General features: G+C 60.6%; 21 protein-coding genes and 1 pseudogene. 9 read left to right on the top strand and 13 right to left on the bottom strand.

All coding sequences use genetic code 11. The features are described from left to right. Position 1 precedes the first annotated feature (1 nt). Positions 2-1231 (top strand): ATP phosphoribosyltransferase regulatory subunit, encoded by a 1230-nt coding sequence (locus NW814_RS02900; protein WP_414395489.1) that lies wholly within the window; start codon positions 2-4, stop codon positions 1229-1231. Here the strand turns inward: NW814_RS02900 and gyrB are convergent. The 8 genes from gyrB to menA form a co-directional block, all read right to left on the bottom strand. Beyond that, positions 1228-3156, bottom strand: coding sequence for a DNA topoisomerase (ATP-hydrolyzing) subunit B (gene gyrB, locus NW814_RS02895; RefSeq protein ID WP_414405143.1), 1929 nt, complete (start codon positions 3154-3156; stop codon positions 1228-1230). The two genes, NW814_RS02900 and gyrB, sit on opposite strands and share 4 nt — an antisense overlap. 135 nt (positions 3157-3291) lie before the next feature. Then, positions 3292-3858 (bottom strand): ribosome maturation factor RimM, encoded by a 567-nt coding sequence (gene rimM / locus NW814_RS02890; RefSeq protein WP_414405142.1) that lies wholly within the window; start codon positions 3856-3858, stop codon positions 3292-3294. Between the two features lie 33 nt (positions 3859-3891). Further along, entirely contained in the window at positions 3892-4899 is a 1008-nt protein-coding gene (locus NW814_RS02885; protein WP_414405141.1) for a Gfo/Idh/MocA family protein, read from the bottom strand. An 82-nt stretch (positions 4900-4981) separates the two neighbouring features. Then, complete coding sequence (locus NW814_RS02880) at positions 4982-6217, bottom strand: LL-diaminopimelate aminotransferase (protein ID WP_414395482.1); 1236 nt, start codon at positions 6215-6217, stop codon at positions 4982-4984. A gap of 71 nt (positions 6218-6288) precedes the next feature. After that, positions 6289-9381: a hypothetical protein gene (locus NW814_RS02875; RefSeq protein ID WP_414405140.1), complete on the bottom strand. Its 3093-nt coding sequence runs from the start codon at positions 9379-9381 to the stop codon at positions 6289-6291. 74 nt (positions 9382-9455) lie between these two features. After that, a complete protein-coding gene (locus NW814_RS02870; RefSeq protein ID WP_414405139.1) occupies positions 9456-10634 on the bottom strand; it encodes an LptF/LptG family permease in 1179 nt (392 codons plus the stop codon). An 81-nt stretch (positions 10635-10715) separates the two neighbouring features. Further along, a complete protein-coding gene (locus NW814_RS02865) occupies positions 10716-12458 on the bottom strand; it encodes a hypothetical protein (RefSeq protein WP_414405138.1) in 1743 nt (580 codons plus the stop codon). Positions 12459-12627: 169 nt separating this feature from the next. Then, the gene (menA, locus tag NW814_RS02860; RefSeq protein WP_414405151.1) at positions 12628-13494 is read right to left on the bottom strand and encodes a 2-carboxy-1,4-naphthoquinone phytyltransferase; all 867 of its coding nucleotides are present in this window, start codon (positions 13492-13494) and stop codon (positions 12628-12630) included. A 330-nt stretch (positions 13495-13824) separates the two neighbouring features. On the opposite strand from menA, the gene NW814_RS02855 reads away from it, so the two are divergent. Together NW814_RS02855 and thrC are read left to right on the top strand one after the other, a co-directional pair. Beyond that, positions 13825-15324: an isochorismate synthase gene (locus NW814_RS02855; protein ID WP_414405150.1), complete on the top strand. Its 1500-nt coding sequence runs from the start codon at positions 13825-13827 to the stop codon at positions 15322-15324. A 71-nt stretch (positions 15325-15395) separates the two neighbouring features. Further along, positions 15396-16508: a threonine synthase gene (gene thrC, locus NW814_RS02850; protein WP_414405137.1), complete on the top strand. Its 1113-nt coding sequence runs from the start codon at positions 15396-15398 to the stop codon at positions 16506-16508. Between the two features lie 86 nt (positions 16509-16594). Here thrC and NW814_RS02845 read toward each other — a convergent pair whose 3' ends face one another. From NW814_RS02845 to NW814_RS02835, 3 genes are all read right to left on the bottom strand, one after another. Continuing rightward, a complete protein-coding gene (locus NW814_RS02845; protein ID WP_414405136.1) occupies positions 16595-17245 on the bottom strand; it encodes a (2Fe-2S) ferredoxin domain-containing protein in 651 nt (216 codons plus the stop codon). After that, on the bottom strand, positions 17229-17501 hold the full coding sequence (locus tag NW814_RS02840) for an Asr1405/Asl0597 family protein (RefSeq protein ID WP_414405135.1): 273 nt from the start codon (positions 17499-17501) through the stop codon (positions 17229-17231). Before NW814_RS02840 ends, NW814_RS02845 begins: the two co-directional genes overlap by 17 nt. Before the next feature lie 140 nt (positions 17502-17641). Then, on the bottom strand, positions 17642-18193 hold the full coding sequence (locus NW814_RS02835; protein ID WP_414405134.1) for a Dps family protein: 552 nt from the start codon (positions 18191-18193) through the stop codon (positions 17642-17644). A 236-nt stretch (positions 18194-18429) separates the two neighbouring features. Between NW814_RS02835 and NW814_RS02830 the strand changes: the two genes are divergently transcribed. Continuing rightward, the gene (locus NW814_RS02830; RefSeq protein ID WP_414405133.1) at positions 18430-19656 is read left to right on the top strand and encodes a YcjF family protein; all 1227 of its coding nucleotides are present in this window, start codon (positions 18430-18432) and stop codon (positions 19654-19656) included. A gap of 9 nt (positions 19657-19665) precedes the next feature. Here the strand turns inward: NW814_RS02830 and NW814_RS02825 are convergent, their stop codons facing one another. Beyond that, positions 19666-20673, bottom strand: coding sequence for a glycosyltransferase family 2 protein (locus NW814_RS02825; RefSeq protein ID WP_414405132.1), 1008 nt, complete (start codon positions 20671-20673; stop codon positions 19666-19668). Positions 20674-20880: 207 nt separating this feature from the next. Continuing rightward, positions 20881-21840, bottom strand: coding sequence for an Hsp33 family molecular chaperone HslO (gene hslO / locus NW814_RS02820; protein WP_414405131.1), 960 nt, complete (start codon positions 21838-21840; stop codon positions 20881-20883). Between the two features lie 219 nt (positions 21841-22059). Here hslO and NW814_RS02815 point away from each other — a divergent pair, with 219 nt between their 5' ends. The 5 genes and pseudogenes from NW814_RS02815 to ribB form a co-directional block, all read left to right on the top strand. After that, the gene (locus NW814_RS02815) at positions 22060-22347 is read left to right on the top strand and encodes a DUF6464 family protein (protein ID WP_414395459.1); all 288 of its coding nucleotides are present in this window, start codon (positions 22060-22062) and stop codon (positions 22345-22347) included. 138 nt (positions 22348-22485) lie between these two features. Further along, positions 22486-22959 (top strand): M67 family metallopeptidase, encoded by a 474-nt coding sequence (locus NW814_RS02810; protein WP_414405130.1) that lies wholly within the window; start codon positions 22486-22488, stop codon positions 22957-22959. A 111-nt stretch (positions 22960-23070) separates the two neighbouring features. After that, positions 23071-23352, top strand: coding sequence for a MoaD/ThiS family protein (locus tag NW814_RS02805; protein WP_414395455.1), 282 nt, complete (start codon positions 23071-23073; stop codon positions 23350-23352). A gap of 2 nt (positions 23353-23354) precedes the next feature. Continuing rightward, positions 23355-24515, top strand: a complete 1161-nt coding sequence (gene moeB, locus NW814_RS02800) for a molybdopterin-synthase adenylyltransferase MoeB (RefSeq protein WP_414405129.1) — start codon at positions 23355-23357, stop codon at positions 24513-24515. 68 nt (positions 24516-24583) lie between these two features. Next, positions 24584-25747, top strand: a pseudogene (ribB, locus tag NW814_RS02795) (3,4-dihydroxy-2-butanone-4-phosphate synthase); the annotation flags it as partial. Positions 25748-26206: the final 459 nt, after the last annotated feature.

Genomic DNA, 26206 nt, shown 5'->3' with positions numbered 1-26206 from the left:
GATGCGGCAGGACAGCCTGTACGATCGCGTCGGCGGTGATCCCCGCCCCGAAGCTAGTTCCCTGCGCCCCCCCACTGGCGCTCGCGACTTCCTACCGCGGGAGGTCCAGCGGCGGGAAAGGCTGGAGGCTCAGCTAACTCAGGTTTTTCGCCGCTACGGCTATCAACGCATCATCACGCCCACCCTGGAGCGGCTGGAGACGCTACTGGCTGGAGGATCCATCCGCGGCGAGGCCGTGCTGCAACTGCGGGATGGGGAAGGAACGATGCTGGGGCTGCGCCCTGAGTTTACCGCTTCCATTGTGCGGGCGGCGGCTACTCGGCTGGCGGGCGGGCCCCTGCCCCTGCGGCTTTACTATCACGGCAACGTCTTCCGCAATAGCCGGCGGGAGGAGGGATCCTACACTAGCCAAGAGTTTTTCCAGTCTGGAGTGGAGCTCATCGGTGCAGGCGGGTGGCTAGCAGATGCCGAGATCTTGCTGCTTTTGGCCGATTGCGTGCGCGCTGTCGGCCTCAGCAACTGGACGTTACTTTTGGGAGATGTGGGCTTGACCGAGAGCCTGCTCAACCCTGTTGCTCCCAAGGCCCAGGCGGCAGTGCGCCGCGCCATAGCCCAGCTTGACTACGTCTACCTGGAGTCCGCCCCTTTGCCAGAAGCAGCCCGCCAAATTGGCTTGCAGATTCTGGGGCTGCGCGGCCAGCCTGACCAGGTTCTACCCCAGCTTGCCCAGCTTCCGGTGCCGTCGGAGCGGCTGCGGGATCTGCGGCAGTTGTGCCAGATCCTAGAGGCCCATCAGGTGCGGGTGGTGCTAGACCTTAGCTTGCTGCAGACTCTAGCCTACTACACCGGCATTGTCTTCCAGGCAGTGGTGGGGGGAGAGGTCATCGCCCTGGGCGGGCGCTACGACCGGCTCTATGCCCTCTATAGCCCGCAGCAACTCGAGCAGCCAGGGATTGGTTTTACCCTCCTGCCGGATACCCTGCTGCGGCTTTTGCCCCCCGATGCTCAGGCCGAGGCCGCGACCTGCAAGCGGTTGGTGGTGCCGCTGGTGCCGGCAGGGATCCCGGCAGCCCTAGCCTTGGCTGCCCGCTGGCGGGAGTCAGAGGCGGTGGAGCTGGAGTTGCTGGATCGGACGCCCGAAGAGATCGAGGCCTACGCCCGCCAGTGCCGGATCCCCGAGATTGCCTGGGTGCAGGCTGATGGCAGCTACCACATCTCCCACGTGGACTAAATATCCAGAGCCGCCAGATCCAACTGGCCGCTGTGGGCTTCAATAAATTCCCGCCTGGGGCCGACGGCATCGCCCATCAAGATGGTGAAGATGCGATCCGCCTCGGCGGCATCCTCGATGGTGATTTGCTTGAGGACGCGCGTTGCCGGGTTCATGGTGGTTTCCCAGAGCTGCTCCGGCATCATTTCCCCCAAGCCCTTGAAGCGCTGGATGGTGTACTTGGCGTTGGCCGGCAGGCTGCGCAGAACTTGCTCCTTTTCCGCCTCGTTGTAGCAGTAGCGCACATTGTTGCGGCCCCACTCAATCTTGTAGAGGGGCGGACAGGCAATGTAGACGTAGCCCTGCTCCAAGAGCGCCTTCTGATAGCGGTAAAAGAAGGTAAGCAGCAGGGTGCGAATGTGGCTGCCGTCCACGTCGGCGTCGGTCATGAGGATGATGCGGTGGTAGCGCAGCTGGCTGGGATCAAACTCTTCCCCCTTGACCCCCAAGCCCAGCGCCGTGATCATGGCCTGAATCTCAGCGTTTTTGTAGATCTTGGCGGGATCGGCCTTCTCGATGTTGAGGATCTTGCCGCGCAAGGGCAGCACTGCCTGGAACTGGCGATCCCGGCCCTGCTTGGCGCTGCCTCCTGCCGAGTCGCCCTCGACCAAATACACCTCCGACTCTGCGGGGTCGCGGCAACTGCAGTCGGCCAGTTTCCCCGGCAGCGTGGAGGACTCCAAAGCCGACTTGCGGCGCACCAATTCCCGGGCCCGGCGGGCCGCCTCGGCGGCGTTGAAGGACTGGATGGCCTTGTCGACAATCCCCCTAGCCACGTTGGGGTTGAACTCGAGGTACTCCGTGAGGGCCTCCGAGACAATGGTCTGGACAATGCCCCGCACCTCGGTGTTGCCCAACTTGGTTTTGGTCTGCCCCTCAAACTCGGGGTTGGGCACCTTGACCGAGACAATGGCCGTCAACCCCTCCCGCACGTTTTCGCCCGCCAGGTTGGGATCAGAATCTTTGAGTTTGTTGAGCTTGCGGGCTTGGCTGTTGATGGTGAGGGTGAGGGCAGTCTTCAATCCCTCCAGGTGGGTGCCCCCTTCGGTGGTGCGGATGTTGTTGGCAAAGCCAATGACCGTATCGGTGTAGACATCTCCACACCACTGCAGGGCGGCTTCTACCTCAACCCCATCCCGCTCCCCGTGGATGTAGATAACGTCGGCGTGGAGGGGGGTTTTCTCGTGGTTAATAAAAGCCACGTATTCCTTAATGCCACCCGTAAATTGATAAACTTCGCAGCGGACGGGATCCCGCCGCAGATCGCTGAAGGTAATCTTCAAGCCGGCGTTGAGATAGGCCAGCTCCCGAAAACGGCTGGCTAGCAGATCGTAGTCAAACTCCCGCTCGGGGAAAATCAGGGCATCTGGCTTAAAGCGTACCTCTGTGCCTCGCTGGTGAGATCCCGGAGGCTGCGGCTCAGCCTTTAGGGATCCCACGACTGCCCCCCGCTCAAAGCGCTGAAAGTAAACCTTGCCATCTCTCCAGACTCTGGCCTCTAGCCACTCCGAGAGGGCATTTACTACTGAGACGCCAACGCCGTGCAGCCCCCCGGAGACTTTGTAGCCGCCTCCCCCAAACTTGCCGCCGGCATGCAACACGGTCATGACCGTCACTAGCGCCGGCTGCCCTGTTTTTGGGTGGATGTCTACCGGGATGCCGCGGCCATTGTCCAGCACCGCCACCGAACCGTCGGGGTAGAGGGTAACCTGGATCTCGTTGCAGTAGCCGGCCAGGGCCTCGTCGACCGAGTTGTCCACCACCTCATGCACCAAGTGGTGCAATCCCCTTGGCCCCGTGGAGCCAATGTACATACCAGGCCGCCTGCGCACAGCCTCCAAGCCCTCTAGAACTTGGATCTGCTCCGCACCGTAGTTTTCTGTCATTGCAATCGCAGCCTCGCTAGCACAAGTCCGGAAAAATTGACTCTTGAGGCCAGAGAAGAGGCCATTACCCAAAACACTGCCGCCATGATAGCACAAAAGCCTAGAAGGGCAAAACAGCGGCCTTCGAGGGCCGACTTAGCCAGGGGGTGCAGGAGGGCTAGCTTCTTGGCCGAGAAAGCTCTCCACCAGGCCCGGTGGCGGCTGCACCTGCAGTTGGCCTTTTTCCAGATCCACCACTGGCACCAGAGCTTTCACGAAGGGGAGCAACACCTGCCGCTTGTCGGGAGTAGAGATCTCCAAGACATCTTGGCCACCAGCCCAGATGGCCGAAACATGCCCCAGCAGCCGCCCTTGATGGTAGACGGCTAGACCAATGAGATCGCGGTAGTGGTACTCCTCCGGCCCCAGGGAGGGGCGCTGGGAAGCAGGCACCAGCACCTTAGCGCCCACCCAAGCCTCTGCCGCTGTGCGATCCGGGATCCCTTCTAGCCGCACCAGGTACAGGCCCTTGTTCGGAAAAAACCGCCCCTCAACTAGAGAATGCAGGAGGGGCTCGGGGTCGCTATCCCGCTGCAGCCAGCGGGGCCCTGGCTGGGTGAAGCGCTCCGGAAAATCCGACCAACACTTAACTCGCAGCCAGCCCCGTAGACCGTGGGCCGCCACCACCTGTCCCACCAGCAGCCAAGCGCGATCCCTAGACATGGCGCTAACCAAAGCCAGGTCGCCACAAGAATACTAATCCTGGACGCAGACGACCTGCTGCGTCTGGGCAGATTGCTCAGCAGCTTCGGCCACAGCAAGGGCGTGGAGCATTTTCTCCGTATCCACGTAAAGAGGGCTGCCCTGCCGTAGGTGATCCAACACCAGGCGGGTATCTTGCTCAAACAGGCCGCGGCGGGAGCCGGTCTCCAGGGGGTGGGCGCTGCCGGGACGCAACAGCGTCGCCTCTTCGCCGTTGATTAACAGGCCCCCGCGCTGGCCATGGAACTCCAGTAGGCGCTGGGAACACCACAGCGAATCCCCTTTGCCGTAGGTCAACACCGCCAGCAGCCCGTTGGCAAAACTCAGTTGGGCCGTGCAGTAGCAACTGCTGTAGCGGTGGGGCAGGTCTGGACCGTCGTAGCGCAGTTGACAGCTCACCCGCTCTACTTTCCCCAACAGGTCCACCAGGCGGTGGATGCGGGAGACAGCCCCCGTGAGAGGAAAGCCGAAGAGGTCGGGCCGATAAGTCCAGCGGTCAGGGGCAGGGTGGGTGGCAGTGAGGGTAATGTAGCGAACGGCAAACAACTTGCCCAGCCCTGCCAGCTCCCGTCTCAGCAACTGGTGAACGCCGCTGAGGAGCTCGATGTGCTCCACATGCAACAGCAGCCGCCGTTCCGCGGCCAATTGCACCAGCGAACGAGCTTCGGCAGCGCTGAAGGCCAGGGGATATTCCACAACGGTGTGGATCCCGGCTTCCAGGGCGGCACGGGCGATGGCCGCATGATCCCGATTGATGGTGCTGACAAACACCAAATCCAGCCGCTGCTCGCAAAACAGGGAAGACCAGTCGGAATAGGCAAGAGCCCCAAACTCAGCAGCAAAGGCGGCACTTCGCTGGGGCGTTCGGCCAGCAACAGCCACAATCTTCACCTGCTCATCTTTGCGCAAGGCCTCTGCCCGTGAGCGAGCTGCGTAGCCAGTGCCGATGATCCCCACCCGCAAGGTCTGTCTCCTCTCGTAGCCCGTTTCTGTCTGTAGCATCCCATAGAGCCCCACACCAGGGATCTTGCCCTCTCCAGCTTGTCCGGGAAGATCCCTGCTCCCCCGCCAAAGCTCTAGCCCCTTAGCTTCCAAACACGCTGACAATGCGGCGCATCGCCTCCTCCACGTTGGCGCGGCTGTTAAAAGCCGACAGGCGCAGATAGCCCTCGCCAGCGCTGCCAAAGCCAGATCCGGGGGTGCCCACCACATGGCAGGTGTGCAGCAGCTTGTCGAAAAACTCCCAACTACTTAGCCCCTCCGGGGCTTTTACCCAAACGTAGGGAGCGTTGACGCCGCCGTAGGCCTGGAGGCCGGCTTTGGCCAACTGCTCACGAATGATGCGGGCATTCTCCAGGTAAAACTGCACCAGAGCCCGCACCTGCGCCTGCCCCTCCTCAGAGTAGACAGCCTCGGCCCCTCGCTGCACAATGTAGGCCACACCGTTGAACTTGGTGGACTGGCGGCGATACCACAGGCTCCACAGATCCACCCAGGAGCCGTCGGCAGCCTGGCCTCGCAGCGACTTGGGCACCACCGTAAAGGCGCAGCGGGTGCCGGTAAAGCCAGCCGTTTTGGAGAAGGAGCGGAACTCGATGGCACATTCCCTGGCCCCTGGGATCTCGTAGATGGAGTGCGGGATCCCGGGCTCGGTAATGTAGGCCTCGTAGGCGGCATCAAAGAGGATGAGCGAGTTGTGGGCGCGGGCATAGTCCACCCAGGCCTGCAGATGCTCCCGCGTGGCGACTGCACCAGTGGGGTTGTTGGGAAAGCAGAGGTAGATGACGTCCACCTTTTGCTCGGGCAGGCTGGCGGTGAAGTGGTTTTCCGCCGTCAGCGGCAGATAGACCAGGCCCTCGTATTCGCCCCGCTCGTTGGCTGGCCCCGTATGGCCCGCCATCACATTGGTGTCCACGTAAACCGGATAGACAGGATCCGTGATGGCAATGGTGTTGTCGTGGCCGAGAATATCCAGAATGTTGCCGCAGTCGCACTTGGAGCCATCGGAGATGAAGATCTCGGAAGCGTCGATGTCGCAGCCGCGGGCCTGAAAGTCGTGCTGGGCAATGGCCTGGCGCAGCCACTCGTAGCCCTGTTCCGGTCCATAGCCGCGGAAGGTAGCCCGATCCCCCATCTCCTCCACGGCCCGGATCATGGCGGCTCGACAGGCTGCCGGCAGGGGCTCGGTGACATCGCCAATGCCCATCTTGATGATCTGAGCTTCGGGATGGGCGGCGGCAAAGGCCTGCACGCGCCGGGCAATCTCGGGAAAGAGATAGCCAGCCTTGAGCTTGAGGAAATGGTCGTTGATCCTGGCCATAGGAGTTGAGCGCTGCAAAGAACCGTCGGCCCTCCAGTGTAGCCGAAGCCAATTCCCCGCTGCTTACCAGCTCACAGCCCCAGCCTCTCCAGGCTGAAGGCGCCCACTGGTGAAGTCAGTTGAAACTCTCCCCGCTCTTGCGTCAGGCCCACCGGGCGACTGGGAAAGGCCACCAGGATCCCTTCCAGGCGCAGTGACCCCGCCAGGGGATCGTAGGCCAAGCGCAGCTCTAAATCCCGCAGGTCGCGGCGTACCTCAAGGCGGCGGATCCCTGCCTCCGTCACGCCCAGGCGGAGCCGCCAGTGGTTTTGCCACTGCGTGCCGAGGGTGGCATCCAGGTCAAGGCCGTAGGTGGAAATTCCTCCCGACCGGGGATCGTAAACTGCCTGCAGCGCGTAGCTAATCCCCGGCTCATAGCTGTCTAGACCCGAGCGTTGATCCCGGTTGAAGGTGGTGCTGCTGCGCCCCCGGTACTCCAGCCGAATGGGTTGCCATTGCCCCTTGTTGAGGTCGTAGGAAGTTTGCACCTGGACGTTGAACAGCTCGGGCACGGTGTTCCAGGTAAAGTTGGCGTTGAGGGCATCCCACCTTTGGGCGACGAAGTCATAGCCAAGGGTGGTGTCAAAGCGCAGCAGGTTCCTCACTTGCGCCTGCAGCTCCTGCAGGTTACGGGAGGCAATCGCTTCCAAGTCCTCCGGCGTGTCGTCGGGAAAAGTCAGGGCTATGGGCAGCTCGCCGGGCAGGTCATCTTCAAAGGCAAGGTAGCCGGGAGGCACGTTGGGCAGGAAATTGCGTGGGGTGAAGAAGCTAATGCTGGCGTTGAGGCGATCTACATCTTGGGGGCTGGCGGAAAGGGTTTGAAAGGGAGCGGAATTGTTGCCGTAGAAGGTGCGACTGTAGCGCAGGTCGATGGTGTTCCATTCAGCAGGCTTGAAGCTAAGGCGGGGGTTGAGGCTGACGGTGGACTCCTGGTTGGGAGTGGAGTATAGGACTTGAGTGTAATCGATGGAACCCGGTATGAAGGTGATCCAAGGAGCCGGTTGAATGTCGTTGAACTGAAGGCTGGAGCGCAGCTCGTAGCGATTGAAAAAGTTGAGGCCAGATCCCCCTTCTCGATTCGGCTGTTGCTCTTGGGTCAGGGTGAGGGCGCTGCTGAGGAAGATATCGGGACTGAGGCGGAGGAGATCGGGGTTGAAGGCCAGCTCGAAATTGCGGCGCGGCTCGGTGTCGCCATTGGAGCTGCTGTAGGCGCGGTAGGCCAGGCGGTAGGTGCCACCCCAGCCAGGGGGGGTGAGCTGGGTGCCCAGCGTCAGCCGTGCGTCGGCAAAATCTGGCCCGTCTTTGACGCTTACCCGCTGGTTGTAGTCCAAGCGCAGATCCGACTGCAGCCAGGGCACGCCCCCATAGCGCTGCACGTGACTAAGGGTGAGGGGAAAGGTGTAGGTGCCGTTCTCCTGGGATCCGCTGCGGTTGATGTTGAGGGTGGTGGTCGAGAGATCCCCCTGGAAGGTGGCATTGAGGCGGAGATCGGCATTGTCGTTGCGCCCGCCGGCAGGGCGGTAGGTGTTGTCCAGGTTGAGGTTAAGCTGGCCCCGCAGTTGGCCTTCTTGGCCGAGGAGGTTGGCGGCGTAGAAGTCGAAATTGTGGTCAAGGCGGAGGCGGCCGGAAAAGCGCTGCTCGTCGGCCTCGGTTACCAGGTAAAACTGGGCCCGCCCATAGTTGACGCTGTCGGGGATGGGGAGGATGTAGTCGTGGACAAAGCCAAGGCCCAGGCCTTTCTTCTGCAAGACATCCAGCCGCAGGCCGCCAAAGTTGTACTCGTTGAAGCGGTAGGCCCAACTGGACTTGACAAACACTCCTTCCGCCTTGCTCCGTCCCGGCAGCACCCACTGGTGATCTCGCAGGCTGTAGATGAAAAGGGGCAGGTAGGCAATCTGCAACCCCGCCCGCAGTTCGCCCTCCTTGCTCAGCTCGCCGCCAGCAAAGACGCGGGCATTGTAAACGATAACCTGGTTGTCGGGAAACACCTCCACCCGATCCCCTTGCACGTAGTGGGTGATGGGCGGCTCTGGTGAGGTGGTGAGGGTTGCCTTCTCAAGGAAGATCTGATCCCCCAACAGGGCGGTGGTCTTTTGGCTGCGCACAAAGATCTTGGTGCCCGGCTCCTCCCCAGGCAGGATCACCAGCGAGTTTTCAAATTGAGCCCTGCGACCGGGAATATCCAAGTCCAGGTTTTGCCCTTCAATTTGCCGGATCCCGCGCCCCTGCGGCCCAGGAGGCCACTCCATGCGAAAAGGGCCCTCGCTGCGCAGGCGCCGTTCCCGCCGGTAAAACACCAGCCGCTCGCCGCTGATGCGGGTGCCGTCAGCCAGCTGGATCTGGGCGTTCCCCTCGGCAATGCCCACATCTTGTTCAGCAAGGTAGCTAAGCACATCCCCGCTGACATTGACTTGATCCGGGTCAAGAGGGATCTGCCGTTGGACAGTAGTGGCCAGTTGCTGGCGAATTTGGGATCCCTGGCTGGCAGGCGGAGCAGCTTCTGGGCTTAGGTCCCGCAGCAGGGGGAACCGCTCCAACAACTGGGGAGCTAGGAGAGATCCGGCGGTGGGGGTGAATACCTCCGCCTCCCTTTGAGCTGTTCTCTGAGGGCTAGTATTCAAGTTCCCACCGGCTGGCGAGGTCAACGCCGTCTCTTGCCCTTGAGCAGTGGCCAGGCCCTCGACAGGGGAGAAGCCCCTTGCTTCGTTGGGCTGCTCTTCTACCTGCAAGTCAGCAGCTCGGGAAGTTATAGGCCAAAAGGAGCGAAGGGAGTCCAGAGTAGGAATAGCTGCAGTAGGCCGGGAAGACGGTGTTGCCTGGGCCTGTTGCGCCTGCTGCCGTGCATGGGCTGCTGCCCCCTCGGCCAAGAGCCGCTGTAGCCGCTGCCGGCTGAGCTCTTCTGGCGTGAGGGCCTTTTCAGGAGGGGTGCTAGACGGCGGGGAGGATGGAGCGATGGGATCCCCCAACAAGCTGGCGCCGGTGGGAGCAACCGGTTCTGGGCTGGCAGCTCGGTGAGCCAGTTGTAGCTGCTGGGCCGAGGTTTGCGCTGCCCAAAAGCGCTGATAGCCCTCTAGGTTGGTAGGCAGGGGATCCGGCTGGGCAAAGACCGCCCTCCCCGTTCCCACCCACAGGGAGCTGCCCCAGCAAAGGGCTAGCCACCTTGCCCAGGGGCTGAAGCCTTGCAAGAAGCTACCAGATCTCACCGCAAAAACCGCCACAGCAGACCGAGGCCCACCCCACCGAAAATCATGTTCGGCAGCCAGGCAGCTAGCCAGGGATCGATATACCCAACTCGACCCATCGCACGTCCCAGGCTCATCAGTACATAGTAAACAAACACCAGAACAATCGCTAGCGCCACACTGCCGTAGCGGCCAGTCTGCCGCACCGTCTGCAAGCCCAGGGGCGCCGCTACCAAGATGGCAAAAAAGCTGGCCAAAGGAATGGCGAACTTGAGGTGGTATTCCGTCAGGCAGCGGGCCACATCGGCAGCAGGACGTTGCTCCTTCCGGTATCGCTGACATTGCTCCCACAGCTCTGCTGCCCGTTGCTCCTGGGGCACTCTTTCGGCATACACCAGGCCCACCAACTGGTTGACAATGTTGAGCTCCATCTCTGCCACGTGGCCTTCGTAGTAGGTGCGCCCCTGCTCGTCATAGCGACGGATCACCACCCCTTGCAAATGCCACACCTGGCCCACCCGTTGGGCCCTTTGGGCTGAGATCACTTGCGGGTAGCGCAGATGGCCCGTCTCAGCCTTGCGATCCAAAATCAACAAGTCCTGCATCAAGCCTGTCTTTGGGTCCATCGAGCCAACGTGAAACCAGAGGTCGCTGTCCACCCGGACCACCTCTCCGGGGTTGAAGGGAAGAGCATCCTGGGCCAGGATGAGGTTGGTGTTGAGGGTCTTCACCTTTTGGTTGGTCTGGGGCACAATCACCTCATGGGTAAAGAGCGCTAGGCCGCTAATCAGCAGGCCAATGCCGAGCAGGGGAATTAACACTTTGCGGTAGGGGATCCCAGCCGCCCGCAGCGCCGTCATCTCGCTATCAGCTCCCATCCTGCCCAGGGTAAGCAGGGTGGCAAAGAGGGCAGCAATGGGAAAGGTAACCACCAAAATAGCGGGCAAGTTGAGGAGGAGAATGTGCAAAATTGTTAGAGGGGGAGCTCCTTTTTTCACCAGCAAATCGGCATAGATAAAAAGCTGGTTGCCCAGCATCATCACTGCGCCCCCCGCCACTCCCAGGAAGAAGGGGCGGATCATCTCCTTAAAAAGATAAAACTCCAAAAAAAAGCCTCCAAGCCTCAGGGATCCCCAAAAGCTCCCCTCCCCCGCAGTAGCTTTGCGCCGTTTACCCTTGGTCAATTGGGTGGACATTTGCCTTGACCACCTCAGACTGGAGTGCAACTTTGGCCGCCCCAGCCGGCATAGACGACGGAAGGCAAGGGCTGGATCCCTTCAGAGGGCATCGGTGAGGCGAAATTGAACCATCCCCTGCCGCTCTCCGTCCCCTTCGACGGTGTACTCATCCTGCTTTATATTCAGGGTGACCAGCTTGCCGCTGAGGCGGTTGGCGCCTCGGCACAGGTGATCCAGAGCATCGCGGCCGGGCAGCCCCTCGGTCGTTTTGCGGGGAATTGGATTGAGCTCGCCGCGATCGCAAAGCAGAACAGGAGCCCGCTCAGCGGTAATTCTGAAAATCTGCTCTTGGTCGGAGTACTCCGCCCGATCCCCTTCGACAGCGCGGTTGGCTTGCACAATGACCACCTGACCAAAGAAACGGGCGTTGCCGCTGGCTTGCTCAATTTCCACGTGGTTGGCGTAGATCACCGTCGGTTGATCCACATCCGCTTGAGTCTGGGGGTTTTGGAGGCGCCGCGCCAGCCAGTCTCCCTCGATCTGCTCGATCACCACCTCTCCCCGCAGCTCCACCTTCTCAGGGGTGATGATGGCCTGGTTGGCCTTGGCTTTCCGCCCCCGCTGGATAAACTCGACGGCCCCACTGAACTCCGAGGTGCCGGTGCGGGAGTTGTAAACCAGGCGGGCAGCCCGCACCTCCGTTTCAGCCTGGCGCAGCTCCTCCGTCAGGGATCCGCTGCCGCCAGCCGGCGTGGAGGTGGCCATCTGCCGGTAGAGCACATTCTCTTCAAAGACGAAGATCTTGTCGCGGTGGTTGCCCTCCAAACGAGCAGCCGTGAGCACCCGCCCAGGCTCGCGCAGGGTAACTCCCCCTGTCAACAGGCTTTGGGACTCGCGACGGCGGTAGATGCCCTGAGCTGCCTGGATGGTGGTTTCCCCCTGTTGAACTTCCAGGTTGCCTTCCCCGCGGGCAACTTGCGTGTTGCGGTCGTAGGTGAGGCGGTCGGCAATGATGGTAACTTCCTGGTTCTGGGGGTTTGGAGTTGCCGCGGAAGCGGGAGCAGCCTGGGCCAAGCGCAGGTCGGCTAGGAGGGGATCCCGGCTGCTTTTAGCAGCCACCTCCTGCAACACCACGCCACCCGAGAGAATGCTTTGCGCCTGTTGGCGTAGGTAAGTGCCTTGGGGAGCGCGAATCTCAAGACCCCCTTCGCGGATGCGCAGGTTGCCCTTCCCCTCGGCCACCTGCTGGGTGCGGTCGTAGGTGAGCTGGTCAGCGGTAATGGTGGTGGAGGTGGCGCCGTCCAGGCCATCCCCCGGCAGGACAACGAGCTTGCCCTGCTCGGCCCTGAGGAGGGCAAAGGGAAAGTTAAACGAGCCGGAGCGGCCTTGCAGCACCATTTCTTGCCCTTTGACGGTAAACGCTGCTGGCACTTCTATGCGCTCTGCAGGGGTAATCCTCAAGGCGCTAGTCAGGAGCAAGCTGCCGTCGTCACTTCTAACCTCCACTTCTTCCTCCAGGTACAGCTCGTCGGCAGTGGCATCGTAGCGGGCTCGCTTGGCCCGCCAAGTCACCTGCTTGCTGCTGGCAAAAAACGGACTCGGCGCGCCTTCCCCGGCATCGACACCGTCTCCATAGAAGTAGCCCCGCGCTCCCTGCTCGAACACCTGTTGCCCGGCAGCCAGCTTTACCTGTTCGGCGATGAGTCGCCAACGACGACGTCCCCCCTGCTGTCCGACAATGTCCACCTTGCGGCTGACTGAAAGAGGCTGATCTGGGGGAGAAGGCTCCACTTTCACTGCTTCAATTTCAAGAGCCAAGGCCCAGGCAACCAAGGCCGCCAAGAGCCCGCTCCCCAAGAGCGCTACCCCTAGATTGGAATGGAAAAATTGCCGCATCCTTACGACTTCTCCGCTTTGATCCCCAGCTCCTCAACCCGGCAGTTAGGCTGTAGCTTAGCGCAGTTTGCCAGCAGCAGGAGGATCTAGATCACAACCCCCGTCTTCCCCTTAACTAACCCAAGCGGCTGAGGATAAAGCCCAGCCCCAGAAACAGCCCCAGCCAAAAGTGGAGGCCAACAGCAATGAACTTGGAATGACTAATCCGCTGCGGCTGATTGTGATAGGTGCCCAGCAGCCGGGAAAGCCGCACGGCAGACGGGATCCCGGCACAACCCAGAAGCGTCCAAGCTGGGAAAATCCCCAGCCCCACAAACAGCAGCAGCAGGCCAAAAACACTGCCGCAGATCCAGGGGACGAGGCGGGCGGAGCGGCGGGTGCCCAGGCGAACCACTGGCGAGCGCTTGCCGGCAGCGCGATCATCTTCCACTTGATGGAAATGGGAGCAAAACAAGATCAAGCTGGTTGCCATTCCCACCACCAGCGAGGCTGCCAAGGCCGGCAGCGACCAAGTCCGACTTTGGCTGTAGTGGGCAGCCAAAACCGCCAGTGGCCCAAAGCTCAAAAAGCAGAGGATCTCCCCAAGCCCTTGGTAGCCCAGGCGCAGCGGCGGCCCCTGGTAGGCGTAGCCTAGCCCGCAGGCCAGCAGCACCAACAGCAACACCGTGGGATCCCCCTGCCTCCAGCTCAGCCAGAGGATCCCGGCTAGCCCTAGGGCCAGAAAGGCGTTGCCGACCCAGAACACCTGCGCCGGCTTGCCCGTCAGGTTGACTAGCGAGTGGAGCTTGTTTTTGTCCACTCCTGTCTGGGCATCGAACACGTCATTGCTGAGGTTGACCCAAGCCAGGAGGCAAACGGCCGCCCCCAGAAACACCAGCAAAATCTCCACGTCCATTTCCCCCACCTGGGTGTAGGCGATGGCGGATCCCACCCAAATGGGCATGATGGCCACGCTGTAGATGGGGGGCTTGAGGGCAGCCATCCACAGCTGTCGCCGCAAGGAAGCATCGCGGCTGCTCTCTTCCCCAAGCTGGCCTTGGCTAGCCTTTGGATTTGTCTTAGGCGGCTGCGGCTGGGCAGGCATGGTGGTATTGGCTTGGTCCCGTACTTGTTAGGTTAGGGGGCTCCTGTTCCCATCTCCAAAGATCTAAGGAACTTTGCAATCTGTGAAGAAGCTCCTCAAGTTTCGCCCCTGGCTCCTCTCCTTGTCTTGTTCGCGGAAGCGAACCGTAGGTTCAAGCGCCCTGCCAAGTCTCTATCGACGCTTGTCTTGTTTTCGGCCAAGGTGAGATTATCCCCCTCTTTTTTGCGCATGACTTCCTCTCTTTTCCCCTGGAATGTCCACGGCGCGGCAAGAGCCGGGCGGCCGCCGCTAAGCCCTGCTGCTTGGCCAGAGAAGGAAAAGCCCCTCCTAGAAGCCTGCCAACAGCTAGCGCGGGCAACGGGGGTTCCTCAGATTCTCAGCTTGGCCTGGCCCTTCCCCGGGCTCAATCCCCTGGCGGCCCTGGCCCAAGAGTTGAGCTTGCTTCCTCTCCAGCACCTTCCTAGCTATTGCTACTTTGCCCACACGGTGCAGGGGGAACGGGTGCAAGTGCTGGGGTGGGGATCCCTGCGGCGGGCTGATCTTGCTGGAGAGAAGCGATTCCAGGTGGCGCGAGACTTTGTGCAAGCCCTGCAGCCTCATGTTCACACCGCTCCGGCTCTAAGTAGCCCCCAGGAGCGCCTCCTGTGCTTCTGCCGTTTTGGCTTTGCCCCCCACAGTGGCGGCGGAGCAGCGCTGGTTCTGCCGCGCTGGCAGCTATGGCAGGTGCAGGGGAAGTTGACGGTGGCGCGGCTCAACCTAGAAATTGGCCCCGACAGCGACTTGGCAGCCTTAGCTGGCCAGATCGCCGCCTTTTTTGCCCACATGCAGCGCCTTGCCCAGGCCCCCTTGCCCGCCTGGAGGCCCCAGCCCCCTCTGGAGGTGGCCCTGGCAGAAGAGGCCCTCTTGGCGCGAATTGAAAAGGCCCTGCAAGTCATTCGGGCGGGATCCCTTGAGAAAGTGGTGCTGGCGGAAGCGGTAGACCTGGCGTTGCCCTCTCCCCCCGCCATCCCTTCGCTGCTGGCCTACCTGGAGGCCTATCATCCCGACTGCAGCGTCTTTGCCTTTGCCTCAGAAAGCAAGGGGGATTTGCCTCCCCAAGTCTTTTTGGGAGCCAGCCCAGAGCGACTGCTTTCGGTGTGGCAAGGCCGGGTGCAGATCGATGCCTTGGCAGGCTCGGTTGCCCGCGGCTCTACCGGGCCCCAGGATTGCCGCTTGGCCGAGGAGCTGCTCCGCAGCCCCAAAAACCGCCGCGAACACCAGTGGGTGGTGCGCTCAATTCAGGAGGCTCTGGGCTGGCTGGGGATGGATCCCTGGATCTCCCCTCAGCCACGGCTGCGCCGTTTGGCCCACATCCAGCACCTGCAAACTGTTATCGAAGCGAAACTTCCCGACCACGTTCACCTGTTCGACCTGTTGGCCCAACTCCACCCCACTGCCGCTGTAGGAGGCTATCCCCAGCAGGCAGCGCTGCAGTGGCTAGCGCAGCTAGAGCCCTTTGATCGGGCAAGCTATGCCGCCCCCTTGGGCTGGGTGGACTTACAGGGCAATGGCGAGTTGGTGGTCGGGATCCGCTCAGCCCTGATTGAGGGAAAGCGGGCCCGCCTGTATGCTGGCGCTGGCATCGTAGCCGACTCCAAGCCCGAGCAGGAGGTGGCTGAGATCCGCCTCAAGCTGCACGCGCTGGTCCAGGCCCTGGCCCTCCGGCCGCCAGATCCCCTGGGTCCTTAGCCGAGAGCTGGCCAAGCCGCTACAACGGTCTTCCGAACAGTTAAAGTTAGAGAGCTGGCCTTGTCCGCAGCATGGTTACCCTCAATCCCACCTATTCCCTGCCCAGGGCCGGATCCCGCGCCCAAGTGGGTCTCTGGCCCGGCGTTATCGAGCATTACCGGGAGTGGCTCCCCGTCAGTCCCAACACCCCCGTAGTGACGCTGCATGAGGGCAATACCCCTTTGATCCCTGCTCCTGCGCTGAGCCGACGGCTGGGGCGAGACTGCCAGGTTTACTTGAAGCTGGAAGGCCTCAATCCCACGGGCAGCTTCAAGGATCGGGGCATGACCCTGGCGGTGTCCAAAGCCAAAGAGGCGGGGGCAGAGGCCATCATCTGTGCCAGCACCGGCAATACCTCGGCAGCAGCCGCTGCCTATGCAGCCAAAGGGGGCTTGCGGGCCTACGTGCTGATCCCTGATGGCTATGTGGCCAAGGGCAAGCTGGCCCAAACCCTGATGTATGGGGCGGAGATCATTGCCATTCGGGGCAACTTTGACCAGGCACTGGCCATGGTGCGGCAACTGGCGGAAGCCTACCCGGTGGCACTGGTCAATTCTGTCAACCGCTTTCGGCTGGAGGGGCAGAAAACTGCCGCCTTTGAGGTGGTGGATGCCTTGGGAGATGCCCCCGATTGGCTCTGTATTCCGGTGGGCAACGCCGGCAACATCACCGCCTATTGGATGGGCTTTTGCCACTACTACCAGCGAGGCAAGGCCAGCCGTCGCCCACGGCTCTACGGCTTTGAGGCTGCTGGCGCCGCCCCCATCGTCCTCAACCGTGTCGTGGAGCACCCAGAAACGGTGGCCACGGCCATCCGCATTGGCAACCCTGCCAGTTGGGCGAAGGCCAAGGCGGCCGTCCAAGTCAGCGGTGGCCGGGTGGACAGTGTAACTGACGAGGAGATCTTGGCCGCCTATCATCTGTTGGCAAGAGAGGAAGGGATCTTCTGCGAGCCGGCCAGTGCCGCTGCAGTGGCGGGATTGCTGAAATGGCGGGATCAGGTGCCTGCCGGCGCCCAGGTGGTGTGCGTGCTCACCGGCAACGGCCTTAAGGATCCCGACACGGCCGCCCAACAGGGATCTGCTCCCATCCACGCGGGGGTTCTTCCCGACTTGGCTGCTGTGGCCCGCTTGATGGGCTTTTAGGGCTGCCGGATTCGGGTAGCGGGAGCATGACCTCCTCGCTCAACGTACTCCTAGGCAAATGAACTTGCCGCTGTTGCGAACGGGGACTACCAGTACAGCGCCGAGGCCCGCTTGCGCTCTTCGGGCTGTGCGCCTTGGCTTGCAGCAGCCTGGCTTTGGTCAGCCTGCTGAACTAGCGGAAAGTGCCGCTCTAGCAAGGCAGGGACAGCTTGCGGAGAAACACCGCTGTAGCGAACTTTGTCGGGCAGGAACACCACGTTTGGGCCCCGCTGGCAATCTTTCAGACAGCCCACCCCCTGCACGCAAATTGAGCCGGAGTAGGCAGCTAAATGGAAGTCTAGGGCCTGCATAACCGCTCCAGCTCCACGCCGATAACAGTTGGATTTTTGGCAGACCAGCACCTTACCTTTAGCCTTTGGAGCACCCGGCTCAGGATCTGCCTCGGCCCCGGAAGCTATACACCCTGCCCTCTCCCCGAGCGGAACCACGCGGTAGAGCACCCATTTCTCCCGCTCCTTGAGCAGATCGACTTCCCGCTCCCCCGCAATCTGCACCCTATCCCCTGGCTTGAGGGTACGGTAGAGGGCGGAACGCAGCGGCTTGGGGATCTTGCCGACAAACACTTCTGCTTCGGCCTGCCAGTGCAAGTACTTGAGCTTGCCATCCTTGTCGGGAAGAAATCCCAGGAACTGGCCCTCTACCTCAAACGGGATCCTTTGCTTAGCAAACTTGCTCATCTTGTCCGCCAGCCTCTGCGTTGAGGCGCCAACAAGCCTCTAGGCTGTCCAACAACTCCTGCCGCCGCGCCGTGTATTGGCGGATCACACTTCGCACCTGCACCACAGCCAAAGGCGAGTCCACCTGCACCTGCAAATAGCCCTCTCCCGTACAGGTTGCTGGGATCCCCAACTCCGCCAGCCGCCGCCGAATGCGCCAGCGCTCCCCTAGCGGGATCTGCAAGCAATAGCCACTTTCATAGGACAGGGGGTTCATGGCCAGAAGCAAAGCCTCGGCAAATAAGTCTAAATGCAGCTAGGCAATAGTGATATAAGTCTTCAACAAGACGTTGCAAAAATGAGGTCTGCCTGCAAGCAGCAGGCCCCCTTGACCGGCAAGCCTGCTCTGGATCTGGGCTAGGCTCTGGCGTCCATCAAGCCAAACACTAGGCTGTCATTGGCCAGGAAGTGATTGAGGTGAAAGGCCCGATCCTCCGTCTTCAGCAAGATCTGCTCGTAGAGGTAGCGGGTGGCGCGATCCCCTAAGCTCTCCGCCTGAGCAGCCTGGCGCCGCAGCAGATCGATGATGGCCTGCTCCGCAGCCAGATCGTTCTTCAACATTTGCCGGGCCTCGAAAGCGCCATCGGGCTCAGGGGTAAAGCAGCAGAGCTTGGCCAAGCTGCTAAAGGTAGCCACTGGCACACCCCCCAAACCTGCGAGGCGCTCTCCCAGGTCGTGGACGTGTTCCCTCACCTGCTCGCAGTGATCCTTGAACAGTTGGTGTAGGGGGTAGAACTCAGTGCCCTCCACCACAAAGTGGTGCTTTTGGTATTGCAAGTACAGCCCTTGGAAGCTGGCCAGAAGGGCGTTCATCCCCTCGCAGATTGGCTGGGTGACCTCCGGGCCGAGCAGGACAGCGTTGTTGCAGACGGTGTTGAAGGCCTGACGCAAGGTTGAGGTTTCAGACATAGGGCAGGGTTCTCCAAAGTGAGGATACAGCTATCTACCCAGACTACCCAACGGAGTTGATTGAGTCGACGCAGGGGTTTTTGGTGTTGACTTTTCCCCAGCATAGGGCAAACCAGTAGCTCTTGTGAATAGCTCTCAATAAAGCTTCTTGAACAAGCGCCAGGGGCGGAAACTGTGGGGGAGAGGATGGCACACTGGATTAGGGATCCCGTACCGACCCTCACTGGGGAAAGATCATGTCGCAGACAGAGGCGAGAATGCCCTCCTGGATTGAAAGACTTATTCACGTGACCCAGCGGGCTGTTGCGCGTGCTCGGGGGCAAGAGGGGAACCCAGAAGGTTGGGCCGGCTACCTGCTCCAAGAGAGCCTGCTAGAGGCGGAGGCCGAAATGGGCCATTGCAACGTCCTGGTGATTGGCAAAAGCGGGGTGGGCAAAAGCACTTTAGTTAACGCGGTGTTTAAAGACGAGCTGGCCCGCACTGGAGTTGGCAGCCCTGTTACCCGCCACATTCGCAAGTACTCGAAGCAGGGTTGCCCAATTACCATCTACGATACACCTGGCATGGAATTGGCGGGAGAACAAAATACCCAAATCCGTCTCGAGGTGGCCCAACTCATCGACGAGCTGCGCTTTAAGGATCCCAAACATCACATTCACATTGTTTGGTATTGCATCCACCACGAGCTAAAGCGGCTGGAGGAAACCGAGCGCGAGTGGCTAAGAGAGTTAGAACTCAAAGATGTGCCAGTCATCCTGGTCTTGACCCAATGTCTGGAATACCCAAATCCCGAAGAGAGCGAGTTTTTCCAGTACTTGCAGCGCCAAAATCTGCCCGTTCGCTACATCGTTCCTGTTTTGGCCCGAGACAAGGTCATTAACCGACACCTCACCATACCCGCCCATGGGCTGGAGCACCTGATTGGCTGTACGTCGGAGCTACTGCCGGAAGCCGCTCGCCTTGCTTTCATCCGGCAGCAGTTGTTGCGGGTAGATCTCAAAGCTGATGCTGCTTTTAAGTATGTGTCGGCCTATGTGGCTAGCGCAGCGTTCATCGGGGCCGCACCCCTTCCTTTTGCGGATGCCCCTCTACTGGTAGCGTCACAAGTGGGCATGATTGCCAATATTAGCTTTATCTTTGGCTACAAAGCTTCTCCTTCTTTTTACTACTCTCTGATAGCGAGTCTGGCGGGCATTGGGGGCGCAGTGGTCACTGGGCGGGCGATTGTCTCCAACTTGCTAAAGATGATTCCTGGCGCGGGATCCCTTGCAGGCGGCATTATCCAATCCACCACAGCAGCCACCCTCACCCTTTCCCTGGGCTTGGCTTACATTGAGCTGATGAAAGCCATTGCTCGCGCTGAAATTCGAGGGATCCAGCTCTCCCAAAAGGAAGTGCAGGAGATCTTTGTGCGCGAGTACCGACAATATGCGGCCTCTAGGCGCACTGCTCTAAAAGAGTGAGGGCTCCTCCTATTGGCTAGGCAGCGAGCTGGAGCTGTAGATGGATTGGGACTCTGCTGCAGGCAAAGGGGGGGAGCTCTCCAGCCCAAAGGTGCCATTGACTAGGTACAAAGGGCGGCCCTTGACCTCTTCAAAAACGCGGCCCAAGTACTCTCCAATCACGCCTAGGCTAATCAACTGGATCCCGCCCAAAAACAAGATCATCACGGCCAAAGAGGCGTAGCCAGGCACGTCGGATCCAAACAGCAAGGTACGGACGACGAGGAAAAGGCCATACAGCAGAGCGGCTAGCGAGATCCCCAGGCCCAGATAGCTCCACACCCGCAGCGGCCAGGAGCTAAAAGAGGTGATGCCTTCTATGGCTAGGTTCCACAGCCGCCAGTAATTCCACTGGCTTTTGCCGCGAAAACGGGGGGCGCGGTCGTAAAAAATGGCCACCTGGCGGTAGCCCACCCAGGCGAAGATCCCCTTCATGAAGCGGGTGCGCTCCCGCAGTTGCTTGATAGCTTCCACCACCTGCCGATCCAAGAGGCGAAAATCCCCCGTATTGCGCGGGATCGGCACCTGGCTCAGCTGCTCGATCACCCAGTAAAACCCGTTGGCCGTTAGGCGTTTTAGCCAGCTTTCCCCTTGGCGACTGCGGCGCACAGCGTAGACCACCTGGTACCCTTGCCGCCATAGCTGCAGCATCTGGGGGATCAGCTCGGGTGGGTCTTGCAGGTCAGCGTCGATGGGAACAACAGCCCTGCCGGAGGCATAATCCAGACCCGCCGTGAGGGCAATCTCCTTGCCAAAACAGCGGGAAAGGTTGACCACCTTGATGCGAGGATCGCGGCGATGGAAAGCAATGAGCTTTTCTAGGGTGTCGTCCTGGCTGCCGTCGTTGACACAGATAACCTCGTAGGGGATCCCCAGGGGATCCAAGGTGAGCTGCAAGCGCTCAAACAGGGACTCTAGGTTGTCTGCCTCATTTTTGCAGGGGATGACAACCGAGAGCTCAGGAGTAAGGGGAGACATCGGAAAAAAAGTAGGGATTCTTTCTCTAGCAACTCTTGTGTTGAGCCCTGGGCAAGGGGGGACTTTAAGCCACTGTTGCCGCTTTTGGCCTCCCACCTAATTGAGCCTTTGACCCGCCCACGAGATTGGCTCTTGCCATCGGCCTGGTAAGTAATCTAGGACAAGGATGAAAGCTTGTCCACCAAGATTTGTCGACAAACTCAATCCTTACTGGCTTGCCGACATCTCAGCCACAATCGAGCGCAGCTCGTCTTCGGAAAGGCGGTAGACCTTGTTGCAGAATTGGCAAACCACCTCCGCCCCCCCATCGGTTTGGATCATCTCCAGGAGCTCATCCCGCTCTAGCATGCGCAGCGCCCCCTTCACCCGCTCGGAACTGCAAGGGCAATGGAAGCGCACAGGGAGCACCTCCGGCGCTAGCTTGAGATCTAAGTCACCTAGCCAAATTTCTAGCAGCTCCTGCAAAGCTTTACCGCGGGCCAGTTGGGGGGTGAATTCCTCCACCTGGCTTAGCCGAGACTCTATCTCCGAGATCAAGTTGGCCGGCGCGCCTGGCAGGAGCTGCACCAGCACTCCACCGGCAGCACGGACTCGCTGGGAATCGAGGCTCACCCCCAGCAGAACCGCTGAGGGGATCTGCTCAGAGGAAGTGAGGTAGTAGCTGACGTCATCTCCCACTTCTCCTGAAACCAGCTCTACAGTGCTGGTGTAGGGCTGGCCGTAGCCTAAGTCCCGCACGACGTGCAAATAGCCGTAGCGCCCAACCGCCTGGCCCACATCCAACTTGCCCTCAGGGGTGAGGGGAAGTTCAATAGCCGGGTTGCTCACGTAGCCGCGCACTGTACCGTCCACGCCGGCATCGACGTGAATGCCACCAAGGGGGCCATTGCCCCTAATTTGCAGGCCAATCCGGGCTTGGGGTTCCTTCAGGTCAGCCGCCAGCAGTAGAGCTGCACTCATGGCTCGCCCCAGCGCCACTGTTGCTACATAGGAGAGCTGGTGCCGCTCCCGCGCTTCCTGGACTGCCTGAGTGGAAACAACGCTCACCACGCGAATGTTGTCTTCTGCCGCCGTACCTCGGATTAGGTAATCCGGAGGAGAGGGGGGAAGACTTTCAGAGATGGCTTTTGGGTTTTGCCATTGCTCTGAGCCGCAGGCGCCTTTCATCACAACCTCGATACTCCTCTCAGAAGCCAGCTTGCCGGGATCTCCTAGCGGCTTGGGCTTGCTGCAACTTCCTAAAATCAAAGCTAGCTTGCCCCATACCATCATAGGCAGCTTATCCCCAGGGCAAAGAGAGTTTGCAATTTTTCCCTCCCCTTACTAAGGTGTGCCATCCTGAGGATCCAGGCCAATCCAACACAACTCCTCGCCTTTTGGCCTTTTATGGTGGATCACCTCACCGCCCAACTCTTACAACATGCAGCCAAGCGCCGCTGGCAAGAACACGCCTATAGCCGATTTTTGCGGGACTGGCGCCGACAAGTGGTATTGCTGCGCCGCCAGCGTGCTGGAGAGTTTGGCCAACCGCTAGGGGATCCCTCCTGTGCCTTTAGCGCTCGCTCGGCATGGTTGCGCTGCGCGGTCAATCCCCAGGGGCCCTGTCAGGGCTGCCCCCACTACCTGCCTCTTATCCCTCCAGCGCCGGCCTCCCGCCACAGCGGCTCGGAGTAGCTGCAGGATAACCCCAGGGCGCGACAAGCGGCGTTTTCCGTGCTCTACACCGCTGGCGCAAGCAGAGGGGGGAGGATACGCCCGGGCCCATTTGTGCCAGAATAAAGGACGATAATTCCATCGGCAAAGGCGGGATTCATGGCCCTCTACCTTTCGGCAGAGCACCTCCACGCCATCCGCCAACACGGCGAACAGGCCTTCCCCTACGAGGGCTGCGGCATTTTAATTGGCGAGCTCAACGGATCTGACAAGCTCGTCCACGAGCTTTGGCCGGTGGCCAACAGCTGGGATCAGGCTGAAAACCCCTTGGCGGATGGGGAGTCCAGCCGCCGTCGTTTCTTGATCGAGCCAGCTGACTTCAAGCGAGCCAGCGACTATGCTCGTGGCAAGGGCCTAGGGATCCTAGGCACCTACCATTCCCATCCCAACCACCCTGCCCTCCCCTCCGAGTTCGACCGGCAGCATGCCTTCCCCTGGGGCTTTTCCTGCGTGATCGTCAGCGTGCGCGAGGGCAAGGCAGAAGAGGTGGCCAGCTGGGTTTTGGACGAGCAGGAACAACCGCAGCGGGAGCCCATCCAGGTTTGGGCGGAGGCATCCCCTGCCTTGCTCTAAGCCTCTCTTTGGCTGGGGAGCAAAGCGGTAGTCTGGACTGGAGAGTTGGCCAGAGGATCCCAGAGCCTCAAGTGTTCCCTCAAGATCGCTAGACTCTTTTCCCGAACCCCTATGGCAACCAAGATCTTGATCCCTGCCCCCTTGCGGCCTTACACCGACAACCTGGAAGCGGTCGAAATCGAAGGTAGCAGCGTTGGCGAGGTGATGCGCAACCTAGTTACCCGCTACAGTGAGCTCAAGCGGCACCTCTACACGGAGGATGGCAAGCTGCGCAACTTCGTCAACGTCTACCTCAATGACGAGGACGTGCGCAACTTGGCCCAGGGCGATGACACCCCTGTAGGCGAAGAGGCTGTCATTAGCATTGTTCCTGCCATTGCCGGAGGGTGGTGACCATGTTGAACCTAGACACCAGCCAAGTCACGCTCTCCCGCGAGGAGATGGAGCGATTTTCCCGCCATTTGATCCTGCCGGAGGTGGGCCTGGAAGGGCAGAAGCGGCTAAAGGCGGGCAAGGTGTTGTGCATTGGCACAGGCGGCCTTGGCTCGCCCCTGCTGCTTTACTTGGCCGCAGCCGGCGTGGGGCGGATTGGCATTGTTGACTTTGATGTGGTTGACGTGTCCAACCTGCAGCGGCAGGTCATCCACGGCACCTCCTGGGTGGGCAAGCCCAAGGTGGAATCGGCCAAAAACCGCATCCTGGAGATCAACCCCTACTGCCAGGTGGATGTCTACAACACCGCCCTGAAGGCTGACAATGCCCTAGAGCTGTTTGCCAACTACGACGTGATTGTCGATGGCACTGACAATTTCCCCACCCGCTACCTGGTCAACGATGCCTGTGTTTTAACGGGCAAGCCCAACGTCTACGGCTCCATCTTCCGTTTCGAGGGGCAGGCAACGGTTTTCAACTACGAGGGCGGTCCCAACTACCGCGACCTCTACCCCGAGCCACCCCCGCCAGGCTTGGTGCCCTCCTGTGCCGAGGGGGGGGTGTTGGGGATTCTCCCTGGCATCATCGGCCTCATCCAGGCAACTGAGACCGTGAAAATCCTGCTGGGCATCGGCACGACGCTAAGCGGGCGGCTGCTCCTTTACGATGCCCTGAAGATGAGCTTCCGCGAGCTAAAGCTGCGCAAGAATCCTGACACCCCGCCCATTACCCGGCTCATCGACTACGAGCAGTTCTGCGGCATCCCGCAAGCGCGGGCTGGAGAACAGGCAGAAATCCCCGAGATCACGGTGGACGAGCTGAAAGCATGGATGGATGCCGGCAAGGAGTTTGTGCTTGTCGATGTGCGCAATCCCAACGAGTGGGAGCTGGGCCGGATTCCGGGTGCCCACTTGATCCCGTTGCCCCAGATTGAAAACGGGGACGGAGTGGAGCAGGTGCGGCGGCTTCTCAACGGCTCAGAGCTAGTCGTCCACTGCAAAAGTGGGGTGCGCTCGGCCAAAGCCTTGAAGATCCTGAAGGCAGCCGGGATCGAGGGGAAAAACCTGCGCGGTGGTATCCTCGCCTGGGCTGAAGCCTACGATCCCTCCATTCCCAAATACTAGTAGTCCATAGCTCTGGCCCTCCCTGGTGGTCCGCCCTAGGATAGACTGGAGGGCTCTTTATTACCCCCATGAGCGCCATCTTGCCAGCGGAGACGGAAACCCTCTTCCACTCCATCCCCGAAGCCCTGGAAGACCTTAGGGGTGGCCGCATGGTCATCGTGGTCGATGACGAGAATCGGGAAAACGAAGGGGATCTCATCTGTGCTGCCCAGTTTGCCACGCCAGAGGTGATCAACTTCATGGCCACCCATGGGCGGGGTCTTATCTGTCTAGCCATGCAGGGATCCCGCCTCGACGAGCTGAAGATCCCGCTGATGGTGGGGCAGAACACTGACAGCAACCAGACTGCCTTTACGGTCAGCATCGATGCCGGGCCAGAGTTAGGGGTTTCCACGGGCATTTCCGCTGCCGATCGCGCTCGTACCATCCAGGCGGCCATCCATCCCCATACGCGGCCGGAAGACCTGCGCCGACCGGGGCATGTCTTTCCCTTGCGGGCAAGAGAAGGTGGGGTGCTCAAGCGGGCCGGGCACACCGAAGCAGCGGTGGATTTGGCCTTATTGGCAGGGCTTTACCCGGCAGGCGTGCTCTGCGAGATCCAAAACCCGGATGGCTCCATGGCTCGCTTGCCCCAGTTGGTTGAGTTTGCTCGCAAGCACAATCTTAAGATCATCACCATTGCCCATCTCATCGAGTACCGGCTGCGCACGGAGCGGTTGGTCCATCGTGGGGCTACCGCCACCCTGCCGACGGAGTTTGGCCAGTTTCAGGTCTACGGCTACCGCGACACCCTCAACCAGGTAGAACACTTAGCACTCGTGAAAGGGGATCCGACCCAATTTGCCGCCGAGCCTGTCCTGGTGCGCGTGCAAGCGGAGTGCCCCCTGGGGGATGCATTGGGATCCCTGCGCTGCGACTGTCGTCGCCAACTGACTGCTGCCCTGAAGATGATCGACCACCAGGGCAAGGGGGTGCTGGTGTACCTGCGGCGCCCAGAGCTTAGCCTCATCGAGCAAATTCAGTCCTATGCCCGGCAGGATCTAGGTCTTGCCGAGACGGTGCCAGCAGGGGCAATGGACCTGCGCGATTACGGCATTGGCGCCCAGATTTTGCGGGATGTGGGGGTGCGAAAGATGCGTCTTATCAGCAACACCTCCCGCCACATCAGCGGCTTGAGGGGATTTGGCCTGGAAGTGGCCGAGCGCGTGCCCCTGCTGGTGGAAGAGTCGGATCTCAGTTTGCAGATGGAGCCCTCCTGCTCTCTTACCGGAAAGTTTGAACCGCAGCTCCACTCCGGTCTAGGACGGTAGGGCAGTGGAGGGTCGAGGGCCCTAGCCCAAAGACGGCGCAGGATCTGCTCTCGACGCCGGAAGCGCTAGAAGAGCTCCTTGCGGCAGCAGGTGCTGTGCCAGAACGGGGACTTCGGACTGCAGTCGCAAGAAGCGAACGAAGACAGGGATCGCTGGCCAGGAAAGCCGCGCCAGTACCCCTTGGGAACTGCTCCGGCAAACCTTAGGGGATCTCCTCTCCTAGCGGGAGTGGCGACGCTCCGGCTTCGTCTTGCTGCAGACCATTCAGAATCGTTACAGTAGTTTACGTTCCTTAGCAGAGCAGGTTTCCCCTATGGCCCTCCTTCAGCGGTTTCTCGGGCTGCTGACTTCTGTCCTGCGTCACGACAGCGTTGGCCCGCG

The organism is Synechococcus sp. R65.1 (genome assembly GCF_047461755.1).
GTDB lineage: Bacteria > Cyanobacteriota > Cyanobacteriia > Thermostichales > Thermostichaceae > Thermostichus.
The sequence above is the reverse complement of the archived record's forward strand: the minus strand, read 5'-3'. Positions and strand labels throughout refer to the sequence as shown.

What these genes read in the sequence shown, in the direction of transcription:
- NW814_RS02900 (WP_414395489.1), top strand. Translation starts at nt 2, where the DNA reads ATGCGGCAGGACAGCCTGTACGATCGCGTCGGCGGTGATCCCCGCCCC.
- gyrB (WP_414405143.1), bottom strand. Translation starts at nt 3,156, where the DNA reads ATGACAGAAAACTACGGTGCGGAGCAGATCCAAGTTCTAGAGGGCTTG.
- rimM (WP_414405142.1), bottom strand. Translation starts at nt 3,858, where the DNA reads ATGTCTAGGGATCGCGCTTGGCTGCTGGTGGGACAGGTGGTGGCGGCC.
- NW814_RS02885 (WP_414405141.1), bottom strand. Translation starts at nt 4,899, where the DNA reads ATGCTACAGACAGAAACGGGCTACGAGAGGAGACAGACCTTGCGGGTG.
- NW814_RS02880 (WP_414395482.1), bottom strand. Translation starts at nt 6,217, where the DNA reads ATGGCCAGGATCAACGACCATTTCCTCAAGCTCAAGGCTGGCTATCTC.
- NW814_RS02870 (WP_414405139.1), bottom strand. Translation starts at nt 10,634, where the DNA reads ATGTCCACCCAATTGACCAAGGGTAAACGGCGCAAAGCTACTGCGGGG.
- menA (WP_414405151.1), bottom strand. Translation starts at nt 13,494, where the DNA reads ATGGCTGCCCTCAAGCCCCCCATCTACAGCGTGGCCATCATGCCCATT.
- NW814_RS02855 (WP_414405150.1), top strand. Translation starts at nt 13,825, where the DNA reads ATGACTTCCTCTCTTTTCCCCTGGAATGTCCACGGCGCGGCAAGAGCC.
- thrC (WP_414405137.1), top strand. Translation starts at nt 15,396, where the DNA reads ATGGTTACCCTCAATCCCACCTATTCCCTGCCCAGGGCCGGATCCCGC.
- NW814_RS02845 (WP_414405136.1), bottom strand. Translation starts at nt 17,245, where the DNA reads ATGAGCAAGTTTGCTAAGCAAAGGATCCCGTTTGAGGTAGAGGGCCAG.
- NW814_RS02840 (WP_414405135.1), bottom strand. Translation starts at nt 17,501, where the DNA reads ATGAACCCCCTGTCCTATGAAAGTGGCTATTGCTTGCAGATCCCGCTA.
- NW814_RS02835 (WP_414405134.1), bottom strand. Translation starts at nt 18,193, where the DNA reads ATGTCTGAAACCTCAACCTTGCGTCAGGCCTTCAACACCGTCTGCAAC.
- NW814_RS02830 (WP_414405133.1), top strand. Translation starts at nt 18,430, where the DNA reads ATGTCGCAGACAGAGGCGAGAATGCCCTCCTGGATTGAAAGACTTATT.
- NW814_RS02825 (WP_414405132.1), bottom strand. Translation starts at nt 20,673, where the DNA reads ATGTCTCCCCTTACTCCTGAGCTCTCGGTTGTCATCCCCTGCAAAAAT.
- hslO (WP_414405131.1), bottom strand. Translation starts at nt 21,840, where the DNA reads ATGAAAGGCGCCTGCGGCTCAGAGCAATGGCAAAACCCAAAAGCCATC.
- NW814_RS02815 (WP_414395459.1), top strand. Translation starts at nt 22,060, where the DNA reads ATGGTGGATCACCTCACCGCCCAACTCTTACAACATGCAGCCAAGCGC.
- NW814_RS02810 (WP_414405130.1), top strand. Translation starts at nt 22,486, where the DNA reads ATGGCCCTCTACCTTTCGGCAGAGCACCTCCACGCCATCCGCCAACAC.
- NW814_RS02805 (WP_414395455.1), top strand. Translation starts at nt 23,071, where the DNA reads ATGGCAACCAAGATCTTGATCCCTGCCCCCTTGCGGCCTTACACCGAC.
- moeB (WP_414405129.1), top strand. Translation starts at nt 23,355, where the DNA reads ATGTTGAACCTAGACACCAGCCAAGTCACGCTCTCCCGCGAGGAGATG.